This is a genomic window from Bradyrhizobium sp. MOS003 (assembly GCF_003020125.1).
Classification (GTDB): domain Bacteria; phylum Pseudomonadota; class Alphaproteobacteria; order Rhizobiales; family Xanthobacteraceae; genus Bradyrhizobium.
Genome location: NZ_PYFW01000009.1, coordinates 138575 through 164895 on the forward strand (window position 1 = coordinate 138575; position 26321 = coordinate 164895).

Genomic DNA, 26321 nt, shown 5'->3' on the forward strand with positions numbered 1-26321 from the left:
GCCTCAGCCTCCAATCCGGTTCGGACCAGGCTTAACGGCGCCGGGCGCACCAAGCGGGTGCCGAAGCGCCTGCTTGATGAGGGCCTGCGCCAGGACGCCCGCAAACAGCGTGTTCGTCGTGGCGTATCGCCACCACATCCGCCCAGGCTCCTGATAGATGCGGTACAACCATTCGAGGCCGAGTTTCTGAATCTGGACCGGCGCGCGCCGAACGGTGCCTGCTAGAATATCGAATGCACCACCGACGCCCATGATAAAAGGTACGCCGAGATCATCGCGGTGAGCAGCGAGAAAGCGCTCCTTCCGAGGTGTCGGCATGCCGATGAAGAGACAATCAGCCCCGCTGGATTGGATGTCCCGGACGACGTCACCCTCCTGCTCGCGTTTGAAGTAGCCGTCGTGCCAGCCTCCAAAGACAAGTGAAGGATGCCTCTCGCGCGCGCCTTGCACCGCCTGCCGCAGTACGGCGGGAGTGGCTCCCAGGAAATAGGGCTTGAAGCCCTCATGCGCGCATACCGCGAGCAACTCGGCGAGGAGATCCACGCCCGCGACCCGCGACGTCGCCGGAAGCCCCAGTGCTCGAGCGCCCCAAACAATCCCCATGCCGTCGATGCCGACAACATCGCTGTTGGCCACATCGGCCGCGAGCACGGGATCGGATCGCATATTGACGAATTTGGCGACGTTCAGCGCCACATGTTGCAGCCGTCGCCGGCTGTGCATGGCCCCGCGCGCCAGATCGACGGTTTCCGCCATTGTCAGCAGGTCGATGGGGCATCCCAGAAATGAGGCGCGCATTGGAACCTATCTCCTAGAAAATTCGACCAAATTTAAATTTGCATTTAAGATTATTATTGAGATAATACGCCAGCAGCATTTAATTGCAAGGTTTAAATCGAGCGGCCCTCGTCGCACCCCTCGCAAAATACAGAGGCCGCCGCGCTAACGGGCTGGCAGAAAATTCAACCTGAATTAAATGGAGGAATTAACTTATGATTTCGGTCATTATTCCCCACCTCAACCAGCCCGATGCGCTGGAAGCCTGTTTGCACAGCCTGGACGCGCAGACCCTGACGCGTGACGCGTTTGAGATCATCGTGGTGGACAACGGCTCGGCAACGCCCCCTATGGACGTCGTTGCGGCTCATCCTGGTGTGCGGTTGCAGCACGAACCGCATCCAGGACCCGGCCCGGCGCGAAATGCAGGCGTCGCGGCTGCCAACGGCGAGATCCTCGCCTTCATCGACGCCGATTGTAGGGCCCATCAGGATTGGCTGCGCAGCGTGGTGAAATGGTCTCGCTTGTCACCGGCTGGCACCGTTCTCGGGGGCGACGTTCGCATTTGGCGGCCGGATAATGCGAAGCTTGACGCCATTGCGGCTTACGAAAGCGTCTTCGCTTATCGTTTCAAGCTCTATATCGAGCGCCACGGTTATTCCGGCACTGGCAATATGGCGGTGTTTCGCCGCGACTTCGATCGCGCCGGCCCTTTCGCTGGCATTGAAGTAGCCGAAGATATGGAGTGGGGGGAGCGTGCGCTGCGCGCCGGACTTCGATTTCGATACACCCCTGAGATGATCGTCTTCCATCCGGCCCGGGGCTCTCTCCAGGAGCTCTACGCCAAATGGGACCGACACATCGCGCACTATCGCAACATGGCGGAACGTAAACCCATTTGGCAATTGCGCTGGATAGCGCAAGCTTTGCTCGTCCTCGCGTCACTCGCGCCAAACGCCGTGACTGTGCTCACCAGCGACCGCCTACACGGTAGCGGCGTCCGCCTCAAAGCTATTGCTGTATTGTGTGCTGTCCGAGCGCACCGCGCCATGACGATGCTCTCGCACCTACGAGGCCGCCGAGCAGTCGCCTGGAACCGTTAGCGAAACGCCAATTCTGTCAGGCGCCCCCAAAGGCACAATTGTGGGTCAGCTCCTGCAGGTCGGTACGCCGGCCGAATGACCACAGGATCCAACCCAGCTCGTAGCTCCGGCACTCAAGCCGAACTTCCACGTCAGCGCCATCGATCAGTCGCTCCCCGTTTCCGAGCCAGGCGTTCTTGAGTGCGCGCAATACCCGTGGCGCCTTGGTTGTCAATTCGCCTTTGCGAACCTGCGAGCGGAGGGTCAGGTTTAGTTCAGGCACGAGCATGGCCCGGCCCAGTTGGTTATCGCCAAATACCCAGTTGAATCCTTTGACCAGCGCGTCCCGCGATCCCCGCCGCCCAAAGCGCTCGGCCCACTCCAGCAACGCCGGGGCCATTCCATACTGATGGACCGAATAGACTTCGTAGAAATCAATGACGCGGCCACTCTGCGCGTCGAAAAACCAAGGCCATTCGCCTTGTGGGCCTTGAAGCGCTATAAGGTTGCGCACACAGGTATCGGCCATGACAAGCGCGGACGCGTCGCCAGCGAATTCGCCATATTGATAGCAGGCGATTGAAAGATAGGTCTGCGTCGCAAATGACGAGAAACGGCGACGGAGGCCGAACGGTGCATCGAAGAACAATCCCGTTTCGCTTTGAAAGCGTTCTTTGAGGAAACGATAAAGCGGCTTGGCGTAGCGCACCCACTCATTCTCTCCTGCCCTCGCCTGAGCCACGACTCCCGTGAGCAGCATGCCAAGATCCTGCGCACGGAAGCACCTCCACCCGGACTCATCGACAAGAATGGCTCTCAGCTCGGATTTGACCGGCTCTGGTATTGGGGTGCCGAGCTCGGCGGCGGTCCATAACGCCATACCGAAGGCGTACTTGCGTACCGGAAGCGTCGTGAGTAGCAGAACGTTGCGACGGAATATTTCGGGCAGATCAATGCCACTTGGAATCCCAGCGACGCGCGACATCCCGAGCAGAACGTTGAGGGTATAAAAGACGTCGCTGTTTGGTACCGACTCGTTCGGCGAAGAACGTCCATCAAGATGGTAGATATGCGACCAGCGGCGGTGCTCAGGTAGCCAACAACGTTCCAGCCCGTTGAGGGCATAGTTCACCAGCGGTGAGTTTTGCGAGAGCTTACTCTCCGCGGTCGGCACCACGAGCTTCACCCCAAGATTCGAACTAATGATCATGGTCAATCGCCATCCCAAGCCGGGTTAGTATTCCCGAATGCTTTCATCCAATCCGCGTAGCAATGGATAGAGGAAGTAGGAAATCACCGTGCGCTTTCCGACTTTCATTTCTGCCGTCACGGCCATACCCGGAATCAGTTGAATGCGCTCAGGGGGCAGCCGAAGGTGCGCGTCAGTCAAATCGACCAGTACGCGGTAATAGGGAGCTGGCGCACGGCGCGCACCTTCGGCTTTCGGATCCGGCGAGAACGTGTCCTGACTGATGACGCGGACCTCGCCCGTTGCAGTTCCATACTTCTGGAAAGGAAACGCTTCGAACTTGATCCGGACCGCTTGTCCAAGCGCCACCTGACCAATGTCCCGACCCTCGACATTGACCTCCGCTTGGAGAGGCACGTCACGAGGAACCAGGACAAACAGCGTTTCCGCTTCGCGAACCACCGAGCCGACTGTCCGGTTTGCGATATCCAGCACCACGGCATCTGCCGGCGCTTGCAGGACGATCAGCTGCCGACGAAAGTCGGCTTTCTTCAATTCCTCTGCTGCGCCATTGCGCTTCGGCACGGTCTCTACCAGTTCCTGGTAGGTGGTGCGACGAAACTCCTCGGCGAAGACCTTCTGGTCAGCGCGGGCCTTGTCCAGCCGATGCGTACTATCGGCGATACTTCCACGAACGCGCGCCAAATTGCTCTCGACCTCGAGCCGTGCGTCGCGAGACAATAGGAAGTTGAGCCTCGAACCGACCTCCTTGTCCATCAGCGTGGCGCGCATGGCTTCAATTGAACGCATCGTATCGAGTCGCTGAAGGAGAACCGCCTCTTCGTTCTGCGCTGTTTTAAGATTGGCTTGAGCGGAAGCGATCTGTGCGTCGTAGTTCTGGATCTGCGCCTCATAAGAGGCCCTCCTCTGCAAGAACAACTTTCCTTGCAGGATCTGATCCGGATTCGAAAGCTCCGTGACGGAATACTCGGTTCCATTCAATTCGGCGCTCAGGCGATCGATCGACGCATCGAATCCGGCCACTTTGCCGCGCAATTGATCGCGATCCGCCTGCGAGAAAGTCGGATCGAGCGTCGCCAGAAGGTCACCGCGGTTAACGCGATCACCGGCCTTGACGTGGATCTCGCGTATGACCGACGTTTCCAACGGCTGCACGACCAGGTTTGGACGTGTCGTGGTCAATTTTCCCTGCGCCGTGACGATCATCTCCACTTGCGAAATGGATGCCCAGGTCACCGCGAAGGCAATCAGTGCAAGCACGCTGTAGAGAGTGATACGCGCGAGCCGCGGCGGCGCTTGCTGGTCGACTTCGGTTGCATCGGACTGGAATTCGGCGATCACGGGCGCTCGCCTCGGCGCTGGCCTGAATAGCCTTCGCCGTCGCTCGACCGTTCTGGCCACGACCAGACCGTCCGGCTGCGTATCCGCGCGTGATTGCTTTATCTCCTTCATGCAATCTGCTTCATCTGTTGGTTCCACAAATGCCTGTAGATGGTGCATTTCGACAGGAGGTGGTCGTGGCGATCCACGTCAACGATTCGGCCGCGGTCCATCACCAGGATCTGGCTTGCTTCGGTCAGCATTGACAGCCGATGCGAGACGATGATGACGGTACGCCCTGCCGCCAAACGGCGGAGATTGCGCCTGATGATCATTTCGCTTTCGGAGTCGAGGGCACTCGTCGCTTCGTCGAAAATCACGATCCGTGGATTGACGATCAGAGCCCTCGCAATCGCGAGCCGCTGCTTCTGCCCGCCGGACAGGTTCGAGGCGTCTTCCTCGAGCATGGTGTCGAAGCCACGGGGCAACCGCTCGATGAACTCGTCGGCGCCTGCGAGCTGCGCCGCAGCGACGACTTCGGCAAAGGTCGCGTCACGTTTCACGCAGGCGATATTGTCGCGAACCGTCCCGCGAAACAGGAAATTATCCTGCAAGACGATTCCAAGGTTTCGGCGCAGGTGTGCCAGGTCGAGCTCCCTCGAATCATATCCGTCGATACGGAGCAGCCCCTGCTGCACCGGATACATGCCCGAAATCAGCCGTGTGAGCGTCGTCTTGCCGGAGCCGCTCCGGCCCACGATCCCGAAGATCGAGCCTGGCTCGACGGCGAAGGAGACATCATCAAGCGCCGGCGCTCCCTCAGCTCCGTAGCGAAAAGAAACACTCTCGAACTCGATTTTGCCGGCAAGGTCGGGCCGCAGCCCGTCTTTCTTGCCATCACGCTCAGGCTTCTGATTCATTACCTCGCCGAGCATTTTCACGGCAAGAGCAACTTCCTGGTATTCGTGCACCATGGTCACGAGCTGGACCAATGGTCCGGAGACCCTCCCGGCCAACATGTTGAAGGCGACCAGCGCGCCGATTGTCATTTCTCCAGCGAAGACATCGAGCGCTCCCACAGCGATAATCCCAAGCGTCATGATCTTCTCGAGAAATCCGGTGAGCGCCTGGGCGCCGGCGGAAATCTTTTCGACACCGAATCGCATGGTCACCGACTGTGCACAGCGGCTATCCCAAATCCTGCCCTGCACGGGCTCCATCCCCAGCGACTTCACAGTGCGCATACCGTGAACTGTTTCGACGAGGAGAGCCTGCCGCGCACCTTCCGCCTGGTACAGATCGTAAAGACGTCGCCGGAAAGGGCCCATGAGCAGGCCGACAACAGCGCCGCTCGCGGCAGTGAAAGCCAGAACCATAAGCGTCAACTTGACGCTGTAGAGCGCAAGTACCGGCAGGAAGACGAATAACGAGAGCGCGTCGAGGGTGGTTAAGAATAGTCGCCCGGTCAGAAACTCACGGATCCGCGCCGCTTGCTGCATGTGCTTGACCAACACCCCCGCTGCCATGTGCTCGAAGAAGGTAACCGGCAGCCCGAGGAGATGACCGAACGTCTTTGTAGCGACTCGAATGTCGACCTTATTGGTCGCATAAAGCAGCAGGTAGCGCCGCAGAAAGCCGAATATCGCGTCAAAGACGAGTGCTGCGGCCGCCCCTGCCGCGAGTACGTAGAGCGTGGTGAAGCTCTCGTGAACCAGAACTTTGTCGATGACGAGCTGGAAAAAGATCGGGATGACGAGGCCCAAAGCATAGAGCAGGATGGCGGCAATCGCGACGTCCCTAAACAGTCGCCATTGAGGAAGCAATTCCGGCACGAACCACCGGAGGCCGAAACTCCTGCGACCATCCTGTGTCAACTGCTCCCGCTTGATCAGGATCGTGTGACCGGCCCATTGGGCACAGAACCGGTCCCGGTCGACAACCAAGACCTCGTCCTTGCGGTCGGCGAGCGGGTCGAAGACGCTGACGACCTCAGTGCCCTCGGCTCCCAGTCCTGCACCAAGGACAACGATCCAGTTGCCATTGGTGAGCCGAGCCAGCGCCGGATAGGCTTCTCCGAGACGGATCAGCGCAGCCCAGTCCATTTTCGTGCTTCTCGCGCGCAGGCCTGCATCCTTCGCCATGCGCAACAGGAGATTCAACGAGAGCGGGCCGGCTACGGCATAGGCGTGCTTCAGACGCTCGACCGGCAGGTCGATGCCATGATGACCGGCAATCTTGGACAGGCATTCCAATGCCGTCCGCATCGCCAATCCAGGCGGGTCTGCAACCCGGCCTTTCGCGCCATCAGCGGCGTCAATTTCACCGGAAGTTCGAAGAGACATTATGAGTCCGTGGGGAGTTGGGCGTGAGCGCATCGCGTACGACCGACGCACCGTTGGGCGACTCAACCGGCTGATTCCGCCGGATCACGCCCGCGTCGACCAACCCCTGAAGCGCCTTCTGCATCACATCGACCGAATTGGCGAAGGATTCGACCGAAAAGATCAGCCGCTGAGAAAACACGCGTTTCGGGACATTGTTTGCGTCACGCTCCGTCGGTGAAAGACTGACCAGATCGACGCGGACGATGGTTCCACTAACGGTAATCTCTTCGATTCCGTCGGTATAAAGTTCGGCGTGCATCTAGTGTCTCCTATGCTGCGAGCTGCTGCCTGAAAACCACGTCAACGCCGTAGCTCGTTGCGTTGTAAGTGTTGGTCGGAAACAGACTATCCGTCCCGTACGCAAAGACACCGTTGCCGTTGATCGATGCCGAGGATGGGGCCGTCAGAGGTCCGTTGGTAATTGCGTTGGCGAGGAGGCCCGGATCGGATGCATAATTCCCGGCGGTGTGATAGGAGGCGACGTAGGTCGTTCCCGGCATGATCGTCACGGGCGTGGCAAAATTGACCTGCTGCCAGCCGTCGGCCGTTTCGCTGGTAAAGGTCGCAGTTGCCAGCAAATTTCCGGTGCTGCTCCAAAGATCCGCAACGTGGGTGCCCGTGTTGGATGGGCCCTTGTAAAAACGAATGCCGACGACATCGCCTGGCGCAGACGACTGAAATTTGACGCCAAGTTCCACTGACTGTGGATCATTCGCCGCCACAATGCTGGGCTCATCACTTGCGCTGAACAGGCGCACAGTCGTCGAAGACGCAGCGGTCACATTGAGAGCGACGGATGTAATGGCGGTGCCACCATGGCCGTCGGAGATGCTATAGGCGAAGGACGCCGTTCCCGTGTAGCCGGTCGTCGGAGTGAAGATCACGCTGTTGCTTTGGGCGTTGAAGTTGGCGACGCCATTCACACCGCCGCTCGCGCCCGTAATCGTGAGCGTATCGCCATCGGGATCGGTATCGTTGGCAAGCAATACCGAGGCCGGGATCGCGAAGGGGACGTTCTGCGTGGCGTAGAGGCCACTGTCGTTCGCAGCGACTGGTAACTGGTTGGCGCCGCCGCTCGAGCTGTTGAACACGACATCCACCCAGTAGTTGCTTGAGTTATAGCTGCTGGTCGGGAAAAGATTGGTTGTTCCGTAGCTGTAGACGCCATTGATGCTCGCCGGAGCCGTGAGCGGACCGTTGGTGCGAGCGGTGGTGAAGTAGTTGGTGGTGGAGGCATAGTGGCCGTTGCTGTGAAAGCTCGCGACGTAGGTGGTGCCGGCCGCGATGGACAGGGGATTGCTGAACGTGAGGGTCTGCCAACCGCTGCCGCTCTCGTTGGTGAAAGTTGCGCTCGCCAGTAGCGTGCCGGTGCTGCTCCACAACGAGCCCGTATGAGTACCGAGGTCATCTGCACTCTTGAAGTACTTGATACCGCTGATCGTGCCTGCCACAGACGACGTGAATTTCACCCCGAGGTTGACTTGGGAGGTATCCGAATTCGACCGTATCGCCGGGGTATCTGAGATCGAGAACAGGCTAACCGTTGAAGGAACTGGCGACACTGCGATATCCAATGTCTCACTGCCAGTGAGGTTACCGAGATCAGCAGCAGAGACCGTAACGGTGAACGTACCAAGGTCCGCAGACGTCGGCGTGCCGCTAAAGGTGCGGGTCGACGCATTGAACGCGAGCCAGGCGGGAAGGGTTGAGCCGCCCGCGGTTGCGGTGTAGGTGAGCGAGTCGCCGGAATCGATGTCCGTGAAGGTGCCGGCGGGCAGCGTCAGCGAGAACGCCGAGCCAACGGTTGCAGCCTGGCTGGCGGTCTGAATCGCCAGCACCGGTGCGTCGTTGGCGCCATGAATGGTGACAGTGAGCGTGGCCGAAGACGGGACGCCCACAGAGTCCCGCATCGTATAGCTAAAGACATCTGTCAACGTATTGGTCGGCAGCCGCAGGGCCTGCACAGCTACATCGTTCTCATTCAGCGCGTAAGTGAAGGCACCCGACGGGTTGAGCATCAAGGTGCCGTGCGCGCCCGCGAGCGCTGAGCCGGGTGTGACGTTGGTCGAGCCGAAGCTGACTGCAGTGACAGTCTTGGTGTCACCGGCATCGGGATCGATATCGTTGGCCAAAACATTGCCGATGGCCGCTATGCCGCCCGTGCCGTTGTTTACGCCACCCTTCTCGGTCGCATCAGCGGCGTCCGCGACCGCGGTTGGCGGCGTATTTGTGGCCGAGGAGGAGCCGTTGAAGACGACATCGACCCAGTAGTTGGAGGATTTGAAGGTACTGGTCGGGAACGCGCTTCCAGATCCGTAGCTATAGACTCCGTTGGCGCCAGCCGGAGCCGTCAACTGGCCGTTGCCAAGCGATGTCGCGAAATAGTTCTGGGTACCGGAATAATTACCGTTGGTGTGATAGGACGCAACGTAGGTTGTATCTGCCGTGATGGCTACGGGATTGGAGAAATTGACCTGCTGCCAGCCGCTGGCCGTCTCGTTCGTGAATGTAGCAGTTGCAAGCAGGGTTCCGGTCGAGCTCCAGAGATCCGCAATATGGGGACCGGTATTCAACGATCCCTTGTAGAAGCGCAGGCCGGTTATTGTCCCGTTCACGGATGCGGTGAACTTGACCCCGACTTCGACGGGGCTGGTATCGCCGGAATTGGCGACGTTTGGCGCATCGCTGGTGCCGAACAGGCTCTGCGCGGAGACAGGATAGTTGACCTTGAGCGACACCTGGCCGGACCCGCTTTGGCCGCTCGTGTCCGTGATCGTGTAGGTGAAACTCGCCGCCCCGGCATAGCCAGCGGTGGGAGTAAAGGTCACGGTCTGGTTCTGCGAATTGTAGCTTACGCTTCCATTGGAAGGGCCACCGACGCTGGTAAGCGAGAAAGCCAACCCGGACGGGTTCGTGTCGTTCGCGAGCAGCGTTGATGACGAAATGTTCAGCACGCCATTTTGGCTAACCGTGAAGCCGCTGTCGGCGTTAGCTTGTGGGACACTGGTGGCGGAGGAGCCGTTGAAGACGACATCGACCCAGTAGTTGGAGGATTTGAAGGTACTCGTCGGGAACGCGCTTCCAGATCCGTAGCTATAGACTCCGTTGGCGCCAGCCGGAGCCGTCAACTGGCCGTTGCCAAGCGACGTCGCGAAATAATTCTGGGTACCGGAATAATTACCGTTGGTGTGATAGGACGCGACGTAGGTTGTGCCTGCCGTGATGGCCACGGGATTGGAGAAATTGACCTGCTGCCAGCCGCTGGCCGTCTCGTTCGTGAATGTCGCAGTTGCAAGCAGGGTTCCGGTCGAGCTCCAGAGATCCGCAATATGGGGGCCGGTATTCAACGATCCCTTGTAGAAGCGCAGGCCGGTTATTGTCCCGCTCACGGATGCGGTAAACCTGACGCCAACTTCGATGGGGCTGGTATCGCCGGAATTGGCGACGTTTGGCGCATCGCTGGTGCCGAACAGGCTCTGCGCGGAGACAGGATAGTTGACCTTGAGCGACACCTGGCCAGACCCGCTTTGGCCGCTCGTGTCCGTGATCGTGTAGGTGAAACTCGCCGCCCCGGCATAGCCAGCGGTGGGAGTAAAGGTCACGGTCTGGTTCTGCGAATTGTAGCTTACGCTTCCATTGGAAGGGCCACCGACGCTGGTAAGCGAGAAAGCCAACCCGGACGGGTTGGTGTCGTTCGCGAGCAGCGTTGATGACGAAATGTTCAGCACGCCATTTTGGCTAACGGTGAAGCCGCTGTCGTCGTGAGCTTGCGGCGACGTCAGGCCAGAATCCGTGAAAACGACGTCCACCCAGTAATTCGCGGCATCAATGGAGGAAGCATTGCTGGGGAAGATCGGGCTACTGCCATACGCATAGACGCCGTTGAGGCTGCTACCGGGCGCGGTGAGCGCACCCTTCGTCAGACCATCATAGTCGATGAAGTAGAAGTCGGTTGAGGAATAATGGCCGGTGTTCGTGTGATACGACGCAACATACGTGACGCCGGCCTGCACACTGACCGGCGTCGCAAAATCAACCTGCTGCCAGCCGCTCGCGGTTTCACCGCTAAAGGTGGCGCTCGCAAGCAGCGTGCCGTTTGTAGTCCAGAGATCACCGATATGGGTACCGGTATTCTCAGGCCCCTTGTAGAAGCGAATGCCGGTGATCTTGCCCGACACGGCAGGAACGAATTTGACGCCAAGCTCAACCGCGCCGGAATCGCTGTTCGAGATCACCGCAGGCGTATCGGTTGAACTGAATAGTGTCGTGTTGGAAGATGGTGTGACCGTGTAGCTAGTGCCCGCACCGGGTGTTTGCAGGTTCAGACTGTCGTCGACCGCCCTGGTTTTGAGAGAATATGTTCCCTGAGCGCCTGTGACGAACGTGTACGACCACGTCACGTTCGCCGCGCCGACATTGCTGTTGGCTGGATGCCAGGTCATTCCACCATCGGTGGAGATTTCGACGCCGGCAATCCTTCCACCTACGTCGGTGGCCGTCCCCGTCACCGTGATCGATTGCCCCTCGACAACGCTGGTAGCCGAGAGATTGGTGATACCAGAGGTCGGCGCCGTACCGTCTGTCGACTGGATCGCGGCAACCAAGCTCGCCTGCAGCGTCGCCGGCTGAACCCCCATGTCGGCGAACAGGTTAACCATCGCCTGCTGGACATTGGGATCTACCGGAGTCGCAGGCCCGTCGTGGTCGGTAGCAAGCGCCCACGGCCAGTTGATTGAACCAGCTGAGAATATCAGTGCGCCACTGACGGGATCCCGATGCAGCACGAGATTGTGGGTAGCCGTGCCATTTCCGAACGTGTTGCCATAATCAAGCAGATACTTTCCGTCCACATTGACTGTTGAAGACGAAACACTGACCAACCCAGCTGGGCGAAATCCGTTGTCCGGCGCGACGTCCCATTCAACGCCTAATATGCCAGGCACGAGCGAGGCGGTCTGCCCGGGTGACGTCTGCGCGACGGCCGAATTGCGCCAGAAGCGCAATTGCGTCATTGAGTACGGTATCGTGATCGTATCGTACCGAAATGCGTTGACCGCGAACAAGGTACCGGTCAATTGATTCGAGGGAAGAGGCGTCGATCCGAACCGCGGGTCAGAGTAATTGCCGGTCGCCTGACCTGTTGGATCAAGCAACGCATTTGCGTGCGTATCCTTGTAGCTAATGAGCGTGCGGTTGGCTGATCCGCTGCCATCGATGCTGGGTGCCAACCTTGTTTTCCAGAAAATCTCGTTGCCCGTGAGAAACGCAAGGTTCACGCCAGCGTGCGCTGCGGCTTCTACGTTGGCGCGCTGAGCTTCGGTCCAATACTCGTCATGCCCCGCGTCCATGAAGACCTTGTGATTGAGCAATAACGAGCCGTTAGTCGCAGCATCGATTCCGGAAATGTAAGAGACATCGTACCCGTTCTGCTCAAGCCAATAGATGGCCGCAATCTCAGCCGTGAACGGGGAGTCTCCCCCCTCGGAGAAGGTTCCAGTGCCGTCACGCGTTACGAGCGGGCGATTGTAACTGACCGCATAGGCTGATCCGTTGATGCCCGGGCCATTCCCGAAATAAAGGTTGGCCCCTCCCCAACCGTTGTAGGCTTGCCAGTCCTCATCACTTGTCTGCAGGACGATGTCGCTGTGCGAAGCGTCGTTCCTTATGATGAACGGGATCTGAAAAATCTCGCTGCCGTTGACGACGCTGGCGAAGTAGACGCCCGAGGCCGCATCGGTTGGTATGCTCCACGAGTCGGTTACGCTCCAGTTGCCGGCGTCTACAAGACCGGTCGACGGATCACTCAATGGAGCGGGTTGGACGACCGCAGCTGCGGCCTGATGCTGCAGGCTCGTAACTAGCCTGGCGCCATCGCCACCGTAGTAGCCCAGCCGGTAGACATCGATGTGATAGTTCGGATTGCCGGTCAGGTTGTTGATCTTGAATTGGACCGTCCCCCCGACATTGGTGCTGATTGCTGTCGCAAACCCCTGGGTCAGAGTCGAATTGTCGCCCGGCTGGATCTCCCAGACGCTTCTCGGCGTGCCTGGCTTCTGGTTCTCCAGCACGATGGAATTCGTGGGAGGATCCGAGACAATGGTGCCTCCCTGCCCATCGCTTTCGAATTTCCAATTCAAGTCCATCCCCGAGAACAGCAAGGTGACATTGGCCGCACCATTGCTGAAATCGACTACGCTGATATTCGAGCTAATGTCGTAGTTGACGGTCGCAGACATCGACGATGTGAAGGGTAGATCCTTCAGGTCGATGAGGTTCCCTGGCGAAAGCGGTGCTCCCGGCGACGGACCTGCGATCAACCCGTGGAAGTTGGCCGACTGATCGAGGATAAGCGTGCCAATTCCCGTGTCGAACGACACGGTTACGCCAGAGAACGATCCGTTCAACAACTGCCCGGAAACCGAACCTCCGATTTCCAGGATCGCCTTGTCTGAAATTTCGAAAGATCCTGTGCCGCTGACGTCGCCCTTAAAGTCCCCTGTAGCAATGCGATCACCAAGGAACGCCCCAACTTCGACCGTCCCATTATTCAGTACATCGCCTTCTACGATAAATGGCGACCCGGCACCGAACCAAAGCGTCGCGCCTACATCAACAACCAGACTCTTGATATCAACATTGGCGGTGCTGGTGACGACATAGGCTCCCGCCGCATCGAGCAACGCAGAGTCAGTGATGCCCGGGACGCCGGCGCTCCAGTTCGCAGCGACGTTCCAGACTCCGTCGCTCGAATTGGTCCAGTGAGTGGTGCCCGGGGTCGAAATCGATGATGATGTCGGCGGCGTCCCTTCCCTTGCCGCAGATGGGAATGTCGTGACCAAGCTCTGATAGTGGCTCGTCAATGACGTCGAAGACAGCAGAGTAGACAATCGCGACTGGAAAGATGGGGAGAACAGACGGGGAATGATGCCGTGCAAGTCTGGCAGATCGCCCGAGCCGGCCCGAAACGATTGCGGGAAGAAAGTGGCGTCACCTGCTCGCGGATTAGCAAACAACGGGACCCACGGATCCGAGCCCTCGAATGGATTCCAGGACGGCGTTTCTCGCCAAAACGCGGGAATATGTTTCCCAGGAAAAACGGCCTGGGCTCCCCGACCGAAGGCGCTCGCGTTTTGAATCAGCATGGTTATACCGATTAAATCAAATTACCATATATATTTTAATTCTCTTTTAAACCGCCCGTCAATTCAATGGTAAAACATTTAACATAATTCCAAAAAATCAGCTGAGTGGCGCTATTGCGACGCAAATTGCGGTAGCCGAGTGATTTCGCTCAGATATTTGCCGTAGCCGCTCTTCTCCAACGGTTGCGCCAGCGCAAGAAGCTGATCACGATTGATGAATCCGAGTCTGAAGGCGACCTCCTCGAGACAGGCAATCTTCATTCCCTGTCGCTTTTCCAGGGTCTGCACGAACGTCCCTGCATCGATGAGAGACTCGACCGTGCCGGTATCCAACCAGGCAAACCCCCGCCCCATGCGTTCAACGTGCAGCGCATTGGCCGAAAGGTAGCGCATCTGAAGATCGGTAATCTCGAGCTCTCCGCGCGACGATGGCTCGACTCGACGAGCGTAGCGGACAACGCGATTATCGAAGAAATACAGCCCGGTGATTGCCCAATTCGAAGCTGGCCGTCTGGGTTTCTCCTCGATCGATACTGGGCGGTCCGCCTCATCAAAGGCGACGACGCCATAACGTTCCGGGTCCCGCACGTGATAAGCAAAAACTGTGGCGCCTTCCTTACGTCCTGCGGCCCTGGCAAGCAGTTCGCTCAGGCCATCGCCGAAGAAGATATTGTCCCCAAGCACCATCGCCACACGATCGCTTCCGATGAAATCGGCACCAATGATGAAGGCATCCGCGAGACCGGCGGGACGGGTTTGTTCCGCGTAGCTGAGCCGAATGCCCCATTGGCTGCCGTCCCCCAGCAAACGTTCAAACTGGCAACGGTCTGAAGGCGTGGTGATAATCAGAATTTCGCGGATCCCAGCCAACATCAGCGTCGACAGGGGATAATAGATCATCGGCTTGTCATAGATCGGGAGCAACTGCTTGCTGACCACGCGCGTGATCGGATAGAGGCGCGTTCCGCTGCCGCCAGCCAGCACGATTCCCCTCAACATCGGTTTCTCCTTCTCCGACTAGCCGATCGAGACAGGCTTCGAGTGAATGGCGCCAAGGTGCCAATCGAATCCCGAACACGCGTTCGGCCTTAGATGAGTCCAGGCGCGAGTTCCGTGGCCGACGCGCGGCGGTCGGAAACTCTTCAGTCGTGATCGCCTCAAGCACCGGAATTCGCACTCCACGACGGGAGAGCTCGTCGAAGATTGCCTTCGCAAAGTCGTGCCAGCTTGCCTCGCCTTGACCGGCAAGATGAAAGATGCCGGCCGTAACCCTGCGATCGTCCGTTACTGACCGCTCTGCGATGCGAAGGACGGCCTCCGCGAGGTCAAATGCGTGGGTCGGATTTCCAGTTTGGTCCCGAACAACCCTTAGAATGGGCTGCGTCTTACATAGCCGCAACATCGTTCGAACGAAGTTGCTGCCATAGGGGCTGTAAATCCACGAGCATCTGATCACGGTCGCGAGCGGATGCGCGGCCAATACAGCAGCTTCGCCGGCAAGCTTCGACGCACCATAGACATTCAACGGAGCGGGAATGTCACTTTCGTCGTATGCATCCGGTTTCGCGCCGTCGAACACATAGTCGGTCGAGAGATGGATCAGTGGAATGTTCATCTGCCACGCGACATCTGCCAGCGCTGCCGCGCCATCACGGTTGATGCTGAACACTTTCGCTGGTTCGGATTCGGCCTGATCAACCGCCGTATAAGCGGCCGTATTGATGATCGCAGACGGCGCGATCGACGCGATGAGCTTGTCGATCCCTTCGCGGTTCGCTAGATCGAGTTCTCGGCGCCCGAGAGCCACCGCAGGCCGACCTTGCATTGCAGCGAGATCACGAAGACAGGTTGCCAACTGACCATTCCGTCCGGCGATGAGGATGGGTCGATCTGTCATCTTCACCTCAGTGTTGGGTAGCCAGGAGACCCAGACGCGAGCCGTCATAGACACCGCGGCGAGCACGCTCCCACCATGCACGGTTTTTGAGATACCAGCCGACGGTCTCGGCCAAGCCCTGTTCGAAGGTTCTCGTCGGTTCCCAGCCAAGCTCGCGATGCGCCTTCGACGCGTCGATTGCATAGCGCGCGTCATGTCCGGGACGATCGGGCACGAAAGTAATGAGAAACCGTCTCGCTCCCGCGCCCGGAGACAATCGATCCAGCACGTCACAAACCTGGGTGACTACCTCCAGGTTGGATCGCTCGCCATCTCCGCCGAAATTGTACTTCTCGCCCGGTCTACCTTCGTACAGCAGTCTTATCAAGCCGGCGGCATGATCATCGACGTGAAGCCAGTCGCGAATATTCTTGCCGTCGCCATAGACCGGTAGAGGCTTCCGGTCGATCGCATTGAGGATCGTCAGCGGGATGAGCTTTTCCGGGAATTGGTACGGCCCGTAGTTGTTCGAGCAATTCGATACAATGACCGGCAGACCGTAGGTTCGAAACCACGCGAGTGCGAGGTGGTCCGATGCGGCCTTGCTCGCCGAATACGGCGAACTCGGCCTGTACGGCGTGTCCTCGCGAAACAGGTCGTCCGGGCCCAATGAACCGTAGACTTCGTCTGTCGATACGTGGATGAAGCGGAACTGCTTCCGCCGCGGAAGTGGCAGACGTTCGTAGTACGTCCTGGCAGCCTCAAGCAGCGTGTAGGTGCCAACTATATTGGTGTTGACGAAGGCGTCGGGGCCGTTGATCGAGCGGTCGACGTGGCTTTCGGCGGCCAGATGTATGATCGCATCCGGCTCGTAGTCGGCGAACGCGAGATCCATAACCTCGCGATCGCAGATATCGGACTGCAGGAACGCATAAGACTCCAGTCCCTCGATGCTCGCCAGCGAAGCCGGGTTGGCCGCGTATGTCAACTTGTCGACGTTGATCACTGCGGCACCGGTCTGCTGCACCAAACGGCGACACACCGCAGAACCGATAAAGCCCGCTCCGCCGGTCACCAGGATACGCATTCCACTCATCTCCACTACTCGAAAACGCAAGCAAGCTGGTTGAGCGCAGGAAGGGTCTGGTCCTTCGGCGACACCTGAGCCTCCGAGATGGTCACGGGCCACTTGATCGCCAATGCGGGATCAGCCCAATAGACGCCGCCGTCGTGGCTCGGGGCATAGGCCTGGTCGACCTTGTACAAGACGACGGTCTTGGGCTGCAGCGTACAGAAACCATGCGCAAACCCCTTCGGAATGAACACCTGCTCACCGCTTTCACTATCCAGCTGGAGGGCGACGTGCTTGCCGAAGTTGGGCGATGAGCGCCGGAGATCAACGGCAATATCGAGAATGGCCCCGTTCAACACCCGTATGAGCTTCGCCTGGGTGAAGGGCGGTCGCTGGAAATGCAAGCCGCGCACCGTGCCGATCCGATCCGAGCTGGACTGATTATCCTGAACGAAGTCATGGAGGATTCCCTTCTCCGCAAAAGCCGATCGCTGGAAGGTCTCACAGAAGTAGCCGCGGACGTCGGAAAAGCGATCTGTTCGAATTACTTTGACATCAGGGATCGCCAAGGATCGCAGTTCCAGCATTGGGTACCCTCCTGCCGGCCCTTAATTTCGATCAGGTTTCACGCAGCGGGCCATAATCCTCGATAGAATTAATTTTTCGTCCGCCAACTCATCTATAAACGCTCACATTATTTTCCATGCACGCATCAACCAGACCATAAACTTCTGAAAAATCATCTATTTTGCCGATCGCGCGTCGAGGTGGCGGCCTCATCCTTATTTTCTGCCGCGATCCAATTAATATATGATTTATTTAATTTGGCAAGCATGTTTTTTTAATATATATAATCTCGCAGCGCCCGCACGTTCTCCTTGAACGTTGGTCTGCGGGCGGCGGCCCCAACGTGACCCACCGTCGGACAGGTACGTGATGCTCCAGAACAATCTTCAACACACGGATAGACTGCGGCTGCCGGTGAACGGGCTGGCTCAACCCGCCCCGGCAGACGGTGGAGGAATAAGCGACGTCATCAATTTCGCGATCGGGCTTCTACGGCGCCAATATCTCGTAATTCTTGTCGCCGCGGGACTCATGACTGCGGCCAGCCTGCTCTATCTGCGGTTGGTGTCTCCAACCTATACGGCGCAGGTTCAGATCCTCTTGGCTAATCCAAGGCCCCAATTTGTCCAGCAGCAATCACTCCTCGCCGAGCCGGCTTTCGATCTCAGTCAAATCGAGACCCAGCTTCAGCTCCTGAGATCAAAGGCCACTGCGGTTGCGGTAATCGACCAGTTGAAACTGGTGGACGATCCAGACTTTAATGCGTCAGGGCTATCTCTACAGTCGCTCTGGCAGCGAATTCGGTCATGGGCCTCGACTGGATCGAGGAAGGATAGCCCGCCCGAGACGAAGGCCGCCGAATCATCAGACACTCTCGTAGACGCGTTTCTGAGCCGACTTTCGGCAGGGCGTATCGGGTATAGCAACGTCATTGAGATCAGCTTCAATTCGAGCAGCGCAGCCCGAGCCGCGGAGATCGTCAACGCGGTAGCCAATACCTATGTTGCGGACCAGCTCAATGCAAAATTCGATGCCAATCGAAGGGCAACAACCTGGCTGCAGGAGAGGCTGCGCGATCTCGGTGACCAAGCCCTCGCCGCACAACGTGCCGTCGACGTCTACAAAGCCCAGAACAATATCGTTTCCTTGGACGGAAAGCCCATCGACGAGCAGCAGATCACAGAAATCAACAATCGACTGGCTGCCGCACGCGCCCAGACCTCTGAGGCCACGGCCAAGTTGGCGAGGTATGAATCTCTCCTTGCCTCCGATCCGACAAAGCCGTCCTCGATGAACAATCTGGATGCTGTCGGGGCCGACGCGATGAACAGTCAGATCATCACGGGGCTACGCCAACAGTATCTAGAACTGACAAGACGTGAGGCCGAGTTGACGGCCAGGGTCGGTCGCGACCACTTGGCAGTCGTCAATATCCGTAACCGCATCCGGGAGTTTCGCGTCTCCATTTTCGACGAAGTCAAGAGACTTGCCGAAGTCAGCCGAAGCGAATTCGAGCTCGCCAAACAGCGGCAGGAAGAAATCGAAAAGCAGCTCTCCAAAGCCGTTTCGCAGTCCCGTTCAGTCAATTCTGCCGAGCTGACTATCAAGGATTTGGACAGCCGGGCAAAGGGCCTGCGTAGCTTGTACGAGACTTTCCTGCAGCGTTACATGGGCTCCGCACAGCAGGAGACATTCCCCATCTCGGAAACGCGGGTACTTTTTCCCGCGTCGCCGCCGCCGAGCAAGAGCAAGCCTAAGACAAGGTTGGTGCTGGCGCTCGGCATCCTCGGCGGTCTCGCGCTGGGCATCGGCTTGGCGCTGCTCAGAGATCTCATGGACCGCGTCTTTCGTACCTCTTCGCAAGTGGAAACTGTACTGGAATTGCCTTGCCTATCCTTGGTCCCCTTGTTGCCGGCCCGCAAACCCGCGAAGCTACCAGTTCGCTCCCGGCCAACCGATGATGATGTTCAACAACGGATAGTTCAGTCTCCAACGGCAATTCATCGGACAGTGGTCGGGATGCCGCTATCTCGATATACTGAGGCAATTCGATCGATCAAGCTAGCCATCGACCACAATCCTGCGAAAATCTCCTCCCAGGTCATCGGTATTACCTCGGCCCTGCCGAATGAGGGGAAGACCACGATTGCAGCCTCGCTCGCGCAATTGATCGGGCACACCGGCAAGAAGGCTATCATCGTCGATTGCGACCTCAGGAATCCCTCGCTATCAGCGATCTTTGCGCCCAAGGCTGCCAACGGAATCATCGAAGTTGCAAACGGCAGCCGATCCCTAGCGGACACAATTTGGCGCGATCCCACGACCAACCTTGCATTTCTACCCGCCGTGCGGCGGGGACCCCTGCTTCACACCAGCGAAATTCTGTGCGCCGACGCGATAAGCAAGCTGTTCGACCGTTTGCGAGCTGACTATGACTACGTCATCGTCGACCTTCCTCCCCTGACCCCGTTGGTAGATGTCCGAGCCACTTCGTCTCTAATCGACTGTTACATTCTCGTTGTTGAATGGGGCCGGACCAAAATCGATGTCGTGCAGCATGCACTGCACACGGCACCCAACATTCATGAATCGCTGATTGGGGCAGTTCTCAGCAAAACGGATACCAAGGCAATGGCTCGATATGACGGTCATCGGAGCTATTACTATCATGACAGCCACTACATCCGTTATGGCCTTTCCGGCTCTTGAGGCTGTCTCGTAGCGGCCTGCACGTTCTCCGGCCAGCGGAGTGGCCGCACCACACGATGGGGTTTACATGATGATCCGGCTTGTCATGTTAGCCGAGTTTGTGGCGATCACCGCGGCGCTCGCAATGCCGGAAAGCCTGCAAAGCTTGGGCCTGGCATCATTCATACTAGCAACAGCCGCGCTGGTTGTAGCGATCTTCCCATCGCCCTCCTTCCTCGGGCTCGCCAAGCTGCTCCGGCCTGGTCCCGCCGTTGTGCTCGCGGCTCCGGCCCTCTGGATGGCGTTACAGGCGATGCCGATGCCTATGGACACGCTCGGCAATCCCATCTGGGCAACTGCTTCGGCGGCCTTAAGCGCGCCCCTCGCCGAAATAATCACAGTCGATATGGGGGCGACCATGCTCTCGCTCGCGCAGTATTGCACTGCGCTCGCCACGGCCCTCGTCACTGCGGTCATCACGCTTGACCGTTATCGCGCAGCGCGAGTCCTGCATATTCTACTGGCGATAGCCACGATTGCCACGGCCATGTGGTTCGGCAAGGAAACTGCCGGTGTCGCCGGGCCCGATGGTTCAACCGTCGCAGTGCTCGGCGTCTTGCTCTCCTGCGCGACGGCAATACGCGCGGCCGATCAAATAGCGCGGCACAGTCGGCCAGGAACAATTGCGCCAGCTCCGTTCCTTGCTCTGTCCGGCGCGACCATCGCAATGATTGTCTGCTTGGGCGCGCTGCTCATTCCGACCAACTCCGCCGCCGTCGTCGCCGCCCTCGTCGGATCAGGAATCCTGCTCTCGGTTTTCGCTATTCGCAGGTGGTTCTTAGGCTTGTGGGGTACCGCTGGCGTTTTCGCAACCGCCGCAATATTCTTTATTGCCAGCGTAACGGTCATTCCGTTTAGGACGAACACCGATGTAACGATCGCCTTGTCAACGAGCAGTCAGATCGCGACAGAACGGATGCTGCAGGACGTCAGGCCGGCGGGGTCCGGCGCCGGCGCTTCGACGGTCCTTTTGCCGCTTTATCGCGACATTGGAATCGGCGCCCCGCGAGAAAGGCCAACGGCTGCCGCCGCAATGGTTATAGACATGGGCTGGGCGTTCCTTTGCGGCCTTGTAGTTATAGCGATGCTCGGCGCTTGTATTCTGATCAGGCGTTCTCTTGCGCGAGCTTACGACTACGTTTACCCAGCCCTGGGCGCCGGTGCTTCGATCGCACTGACCATACTGGCCTTTGCCGACAATGGAATTCTGAATTTGAGCGCATCGCTTTTGATCGCTGCGCTTTTTGGGCTGGCGTTCGGTCAAAGCGTCTCCGGTGCGGGCCGTGAGGCCATGTCCTGGGAATCGAAAGAGGCTTCGGCCCGGATGGCGGGTCCAGTTCCGGCATCTCGTCCGGAGCTTGCGCCAGCGTTTGTCACCCTTTGGCCGCGCGTGGCCCTGGCGGTGCTTGGAATAGCGCTGATCGTACCGACGCTATGGATGATCCTCCCTGGGTGGTATCTCGGAGGCCAGTCTTCTTTATCGGCAGCTATTACGGCTGCAGCAGGATGGCCGAACGAGATCTCGAAACCAGTTTCGGTTGCGGCAGCGCATGAAGACTTTCGTATCCGAGGGGAATCACGAACCCGTAAAGATCCAGCTCTCGCCGCGGACGAGCAAAAAACAGAAGTTCCGGCAGCGTCGAATGCGTTTGCCCGCGCGCTACGCTCGTCGCCGCTCCGTGGCGACATTTGGCTCATGCTCGCGGCGGCGTCGAAACAGAATTCGATCCAGACGGCAGCCATGCTCAAGATGTCATACTATACTGCGCCGAATGATCTGGATCTGCTTCCGCTAAGGCTATCCGTCGCGCTCGCTACAGATGCCGTGGTACGGGAGCTTGAATTCCGAGACTTGATCAAGCGGGACGTCAGCCTCGTCGTTACGCGTCGACCTGCTATCAGACCTGTGCTTGTGGCCGCGTACCGAGCAGCCTCGGCGGAGGGGAAGATCTATCTCGAGAACCTGATTTCGGAGCTCGATCCGACCTACCTCGACAACATGCGCGCCCGAAACTCTCGGCAGGGATCCCGATAGAATCATTAAACGACTAAACCGAGATTTTTCTTGATAATAGGTTAATTAAATAATATAATAAATATTAAATCGCTGGTGTCCACGCAATGAATTTCGTGAACCGACATTTCCCCGACCGGGAGGTTACGGATCGTGTCAATCCCGGGCCGATAGCATCTCGCCAACACAAATGGCCTCTCCGTTACGACTCAATCGAATATATGGCGCTCTGTGCGGATGTTGCGACCATTGTTTTTGCGAGCGTCATTTCGACGTGGCTGTGCCAAGCTCAGAATGGGTGGGCTGCAGGCGACCTAAGCAACGCACTTGGCTTGGCGCTAGTGAGCGCAGCATGTCTTGTTTGTCTGTTGAAGCACCACGGCCTTTATCGGCCAGCTGAGCTCCTTGTCCTCCGAAGTCAGGTGCGCGCCGTCTGGATCGCATGGGCGTCATTGTTGCTCTTGATATGGGCCGGGTACGGCTTTGCAATTGGTTCCGGCTCTTCTCACCAAGCAGGCTCACTTTTCGCTGTCCTGGGCCTAGGCTTGCTTCTCGCCGAGCGGTGGGGAGTGAGAGCACTTCTGGGTAGAGGCTTGAGCGGCAGAAGATTCGCCACCACAAACATTGTTCTGATCAGTGACCAGCCGCCATCGAAAAACGCCGGACTGTCTGAAACGCTGGCGATGCATGGTTATTGTGTCCGAGGCCGGTTCAGCTTGCCCCCAATCGGCTTCGGTCCTGCCTACCGAAGGCGGCTTACTGCTAGCGTGATTGACTACATTCGCAGTTCCGAGTTCGACCAGGTGGTGGTGGAAGCGAACCCGGAACGATGGCCCGAACTTCGGGCCTTCGTTGCCGCCTTGCGGGTCTTGCCGCTGCCAGTCGTGTTTGTGCCGGTCGGTACGACATCCGAACTGCTGAGACATCCTACGAGAAGTCTTGGAAGTACCGTTTGTGTTGAACTCCAGCGTGGTCCTCTTACGCCGCTGGACTATGCGACCAAGCGAATGATTGATCTTTTCGTCGCGGGGCTCGCCTTGACGATATTTGCCCCGCTGCTTGTGATCGCCGCATTTGCGATCAAGCTGGATTCGCCCGGCCCCATATTCTTTCGGCAACAACGCTGTGGTTTTAATGGCCGGATCTTCCTGATCCGCAAATTCCGGACGATGCATGTGCTTGAGGACGGGCCCGCGATCCGTCAGGCCAATCCCATCGACCGACGCGTCACCCGTGTCGGCAAATGGCTGCGTCGAACAAGCTTCGATGAACTACCACAGTTGCTGAATGTTCTCGACGGCAGCATGTCGCTGGTGGGTCCGCGTCCTCATGCCTTGGCTCACGACGGAGAATTCGACAAGCTCGTGCGGAGCTATGCCCTTCGCCGCAGGGTCAAGCCAGGATTGACCGGATGGGCCCAAGTCCATGGTTGCCGCGGTCCGACCCCCACAGCCATCACGGTCGAAACAAGAGTACAATACGATCTCTGGTACATCGACAACTGGAGCCTTCGGCTTGATCTTGTAATCCTGCTGCGAACTCCCATCGAAGTGCTGCGGGGACGCAACGCCTATTAGGCGTACAGGATCACGGCGCTGCGCCGGCCATTGACCGCAACCATCCCATCGATCAGTGCCGATTAGGTCACGCGCGCTGACGAAGCTTCGGACTCGCATCTCCGATACGAAAGTCCTCGATCCTACGGCCAGACTTCACGGCAGCAACCAACCACCGCGGCCGCTTGCCGCGCCCCGACCAAGTCTCTGACGTGTGAGGGTTCCGGTATTTCGGCAGCACTCGCGGATACTTGCGTCTCACTTTGGCGTTCGGAGACACGCCCGATCCGCTCGCGTCCGCCGAAACAGCCATCCCCCCCCCGAGAACCGCCAAGCGCTTCTCTAGTTCGTGCTTTTCTGCCTTGATCCGATCCGATAAGATCCCGCTAATTTCCTCATGGAGCGACCAGAGATCGTCAAGTGACATTGATTCTAATTGGAGTTTCTTAGCCGACATATCTGCACCTGTAGTTGCGCCCAGGTTAATATTGCCCCAGATCAGCATTAATCAAGACGGCGAACTCGATTTTACCAGAAAATAGACGGACCCAAGCCTAACTTCGCGTTCCAGATAAATGCGTTGCACCAGCTAATCAAGCCGAAAAATGAAATTTACGCACAGTTGAGATGTGGATGGGTGAATTCACGCCGCGAGCGGTCATGGAGCCATTCAAGCGACCCCCGACGCGGCGAGAACCACATCAAGTGGTCATACCGGCAGCTGCAAGGCGGTATTTTCTCCAGGAATAAGGTTGGCTGGCGGGTTTACCCTCAATTTCCCTTAGCGCTGGTCGCCGGAGCTCGTTATGGGCCATCGGTCTCGAATGCCAGACGGTGCGACGGAGAGGGATCTCCGGTTATATCCTGGGGCGCCTTAAGTAGTAGCCCGATCAGTCTCCCATTTCCCCGCTGCAGCAAACCGTTAATCTTCTTCATTTAATAAATAACCCTCGCAATAAATTATTTAACCATATATATTATATTATCGCTTCGATTTAACCACTGACTTTGGTCCACACTCACGGATGGATCAGGCTTCAGTCGAACGGTGACGAGAATGCTATGCGTCGGCAAGATCTCGAAGCCATGAATTTCGAGGAACTCTGGATGCTCCACGAAGAGCTGACGAAGATACTTGCCGAAAAGATCACAGTCGAGAAGCGGGAGCTCGAGAAACGTCTTGCACAACTCAACCAACCGGATCAATTTAGCCCAGCTAAAAGCGGGGCGGCCCAGGATGAAACGGACCAGCCACCGCGCCGCAAATACCCGAAGGTCGTGCCGAAATATATCAATCCACTCCACCCGACCGAGACTTGGTCGGGACGTGGAAAACAGCCTCGCTGGCTAGTTGCCGCGCTCCAATTGGGGCACACGCTCGAAGAGTTCAGAATTCGCGAGAACGACGAGTCGTCCGATCGGAATGCCGGTGGACAGGGTCATTAGCTCCGCGCAACTGCAGAAATGCTGGCTGTCGAAACTGTTTGGCTGCCAAGGCGCTCGTGCGAGCGTTGTTAGATTTAAACCTTTCCGACACGAACTGCGGTGGCTGCCCTCAACAGAAACTGTAAGGTGTCTGTTCTTGGCAGGGACCACAAGCCAGGCCGGCGCGTGCCGATTGGCGTGTAGCCAGAGGTCGCCTCCCTCCTGTAATTTCTGAGGTCCAGGACCGTCATTACGAGCAACGGCACACGTGTGGCCGGAAACCGCGCCTGCATCAATTGTCGCATGACCTGCAGATGAGGAATCAACCGGGTGCGCATTGAGCGCGGGATATCGACCCCAAGCAGCGCAGCAAGGGCGAGCAGTTGGGTTTCTACCGCGTTTCTCATCAGTTCGCCCGAGATATGAGAGGCAAGTTCTTGCCAGTCCAGCCCTTCGGAATCGTTCAAGTCGCGCAACTCAACCAGATGCCGCAGATCGAGTTCGCCAAGCCAGTAGCCGTAGTCTTGAAACTGATCGTGGATGATCAACATCAGCGCTCGATAGGTGGGCGTCGGGACGTACACGCGCCCCCGCCCCAGCAGCGCGGGGACGCAATGGTTCAGGGCGTGTCCGGGGCCAGCATAGAGGTACGCGGGGCCTGGGGCGGCCCGCTGCAGATCGATGGTTCCGACATCCCGCGGTCGACTTAGCTCGACATACCACCTCCGGCTTTCGGGGCGCGCTTGATTATGAATTTCATAGCCGATTGCGCCCAGAGCGGCGACCGCACTTTCAGCTTCGTCCGGCACGACCATGATGTCCAGATCGGACATCAGCCGAACTCCTCGCCGCTCGACAGGTGCCGTGGCTAGCGTTGCCGCACCTTTGAGCAACACCGGCGTAACTCCATGGCCGTTCATCGCAATGACAGCCTCTTCCAATTGACCGGCCAACCGGTCGTTGCGCAGCACGTTTCGGCGATGGATCTGGCGGATATAGGTGCACACGTCCTCCGGCAACACCGATGCAAATTGTTCGACGAAGTCAATGAGAGCAGGCGTCGTCAACGTCTGGTTTGCGAGCCCGATGACGGAGGTCCATTCCACTTCGACGGGCGGCAAGCCTCGCAAGCAGTTGCATAGGCTTGT

General features: G+C 58.1%; 17 protein-coding genes. 5 read left to right on the top strand and 12 right to left on the bottom strand.

The window, feature by feature from the left end; genetic code table 11:
* Positions 1 to 3 precede the first annotated feature (3 nt).
* On the bottom strand, positions 4 to 798 hold the full coding sequence (locus C7G42_RS29310) for a WecB/TagA/CpsF family glycosyltransferase (RefSeq protein WP_106952390.1): 795 nt from the start codon (positions 796 to 798) through the stop codon (positions 4 to 6).
* A 194-nt stretch (positions 799 to 992) separates the two neighbouring features.
* Between C7G42_RS29310 and C7G42_RS29315 the strand changes: the two genes are divergently transcribed.
* Positions 993 to 1880 carry a glycosyltransferase family 2 protein gene (locus C7G42_RS29315; protein WP_106952391.1) on the top strand — a complete coding sequence of 296 codons (888 nt, stop codon included), beginning with the start codon at positions 993 to 995 and terminating at the stop codon, positions 1878 to 1880.
* Positions 1881 to 1896: 16 nt separating this feature from the next.
* On the opposite strand, the gene C7G42_RS29320 is transcribed toward C7G42_RS29315, so the two are convergent.
* From C7G42_RS29320 to rfbC, 9 genes are all read right to left on the bottom strand, one after another.
* Positions 1897 to 3069, bottom strand: a complete 1173-nt coding sequence (locus tag C7G42_RS29320; protein ID WP_245428063.1) for a hypothetical protein — start codon at positions 3067 to 3069, stop codon at positions 1897 to 1899.
* A gap of 24 nt (positions 3070 to 3093) precedes the next feature.
* The gene (locus C7G42_RS29325) at positions 3094 to 4410 is read right to left on the bottom strand and encodes an HlyD family type I secretion periplasmic adaptor subunit (protein WP_106952392.1); all 1317 of its coding nucleotides are present in this window, start codon (positions 4408 to 4410) and stop codon (positions 3094 to 3096) included.
* Positions 4411 to 4517: 107 nt separating this feature from the next.
* Positions 4518 to 6653: a peptidase domain-containing ABC transporter gene (locus C7G42_RS29330; RefSeq protein ID WP_106952393.1), complete on the bottom strand. Its 2136-nt coding sequence runs from the start codon at positions 6651 to 6653 to the stop codon at positions 4518 to 4520.
* A 55-nt stretch (positions 6654 to 6708) separates the two neighbouring features.
* Positions 6709 to 7032, bottom strand: coding sequence for a hypothetical protein (locus C7G42_RS29335; protein ID WP_106952394.1), 324 nt, complete (start codon positions 7030 to 7032; stop codon positions 6709 to 6711).
* Between the two features lie 10 nt (positions 7033 to 7042).
* A complete protein-coding gene (locus C7G42_RS29340; protein WP_245428041.1) occupies positions 7043 to 13915 on the bottom strand; it encodes a DUF4082 domain-containing protein in 6873 nt (2290 codons plus the stop codon).
* Between the two features lie 111 nt (positions 13916 to 14026).
* The gene (gene rfbA / locus C7G42_RS29345; RefSeq protein ID WP_106952396.1) at positions 14027 to 14914 is read right to left on the bottom strand and encodes a glucose-1-phosphate thymidylyltransferase RfbA; all 888 of its coding nucleotides are present in this window, start codon (positions 14912 to 14914) and stop codon (positions 14027 to 14029) included.
* Entirely contained in the window at positions 14823 to 15812 is a 990-nt protein-coding gene (gene rfbD, locus C7G42_RS29350) for a dTDP-4-dehydrorhamnose reductase (protein WP_106952447.1), read from the bottom strand. The genes rfbA and rfbD overlap by 92 nt, the downstream gene beginning before the upstream one ends.
* Positions 15813 to 15819: 7 nt before the next feature.
* On the bottom strand, positions 15820 to 16878 hold the full coding sequence (gene rfbB / locus C7G42_RS29355) for a dTDP-glucose 4,6-dehydratase (RefSeq protein ID WP_106952446.1): 1059 nt from the start codon (positions 16876 to 16878) through the stop codon (positions 15820 to 15822).
* A 14-nt stretch (positions 16879 to 16892) separates the two neighbouring features.
* On the bottom strand, positions 16893 to 17450 hold the full coding sequence (rfbC, locus tag C7G42_RS29360) for a dTDP-4-dehydrorhamnose 3,5-epimerase (RefSeq protein WP_106952397.1): 558 nt from the start codon (positions 17448 to 17450) through the stop codon (positions 16893 to 16895).
* A 349-nt stretch (positions 17451 to 17799) separates the two neighbouring features.
* Here rfbC and C7G42_RS29365 point away from each other — a divergent pair, with 349 nt between their 5' ends.
* From C7G42_RS29365 to C7G42_RS29375, 3 genes are all read left to right on the top strand, one after another.
* Positions 17800 to 20139, top strand: coding sequence for an AAA family ATPase (locus C7G42_RS29365; protein ID WP_106952398.1), 2340 nt, complete (start codon positions 17800 to 17802; stop codon positions 20137 to 20139).
* A gap of 67 nt (positions 20140 to 20206) precedes the next feature.
* Positions 20207 to 22213, top strand: coding sequence for a DUF2339 domain-containing protein (locus C7G42_RS29370; protein WP_199581207.1), 2007 nt, complete (start codon positions 20207 to 20209; stop codon positions 22211 to 22213).
* Between the two features lie 86 nt (positions 22214 to 22299).
* A complete protein-coding gene (locus C7G42_RS29375; RefSeq protein ID WP_106952399.1) occupies positions 22300 to 23769 on the top strand; it encodes an exopolysaccharide biosynthesis polyprenyl glycosylphosphotransferase in 1470 nt (489 codons plus the stop codon).
* Between the two features lie 67 nt (positions 23770 to 23836).
* Here C7G42_RS29375 and C7G42_RS29380 read toward each other — a convergent pair whose 3' ends face one another.
* Complete coding sequence (locus tag C7G42_RS29380; RefSeq protein WP_106952449.1) at positions 23837 to 24205, bottom strand: H-NS histone family protein; 369 nt, start codon at positions 24203 to 24205, stop codon at positions 23837 to 23839.
* Positions 24206 to 24810: 605 nt separating this feature from the next.
* Here C7G42_RS29380 and C7G42_RS29385 point away from each other — a divergent pair.
* Entirely contained in the window at positions 24811 to 25194 is a 384-nt protein-coding gene (locus C7G42_RS29385; protein ID WP_106952400.1) for an H-NS histone family protein, read from the top strand.
* A 74-nt stretch (positions 25195 to 25268) separates the two neighbouring features.
* On the opposite strand, the gene C7G42_RS29390 is transcribed toward C7G42_RS29385, so the two are convergent.
* A complete protein-coding gene (locus tag C7G42_RS29390; protein WP_245428043.1) occupies positions 25269 to 26294 on the bottom strand; it encodes a nucleotidyltransferase family protein in 1026 nt (341 codons plus the stop codon).
* Positions 26295 to 26321 lie beyond the last annotated feature (27 nt).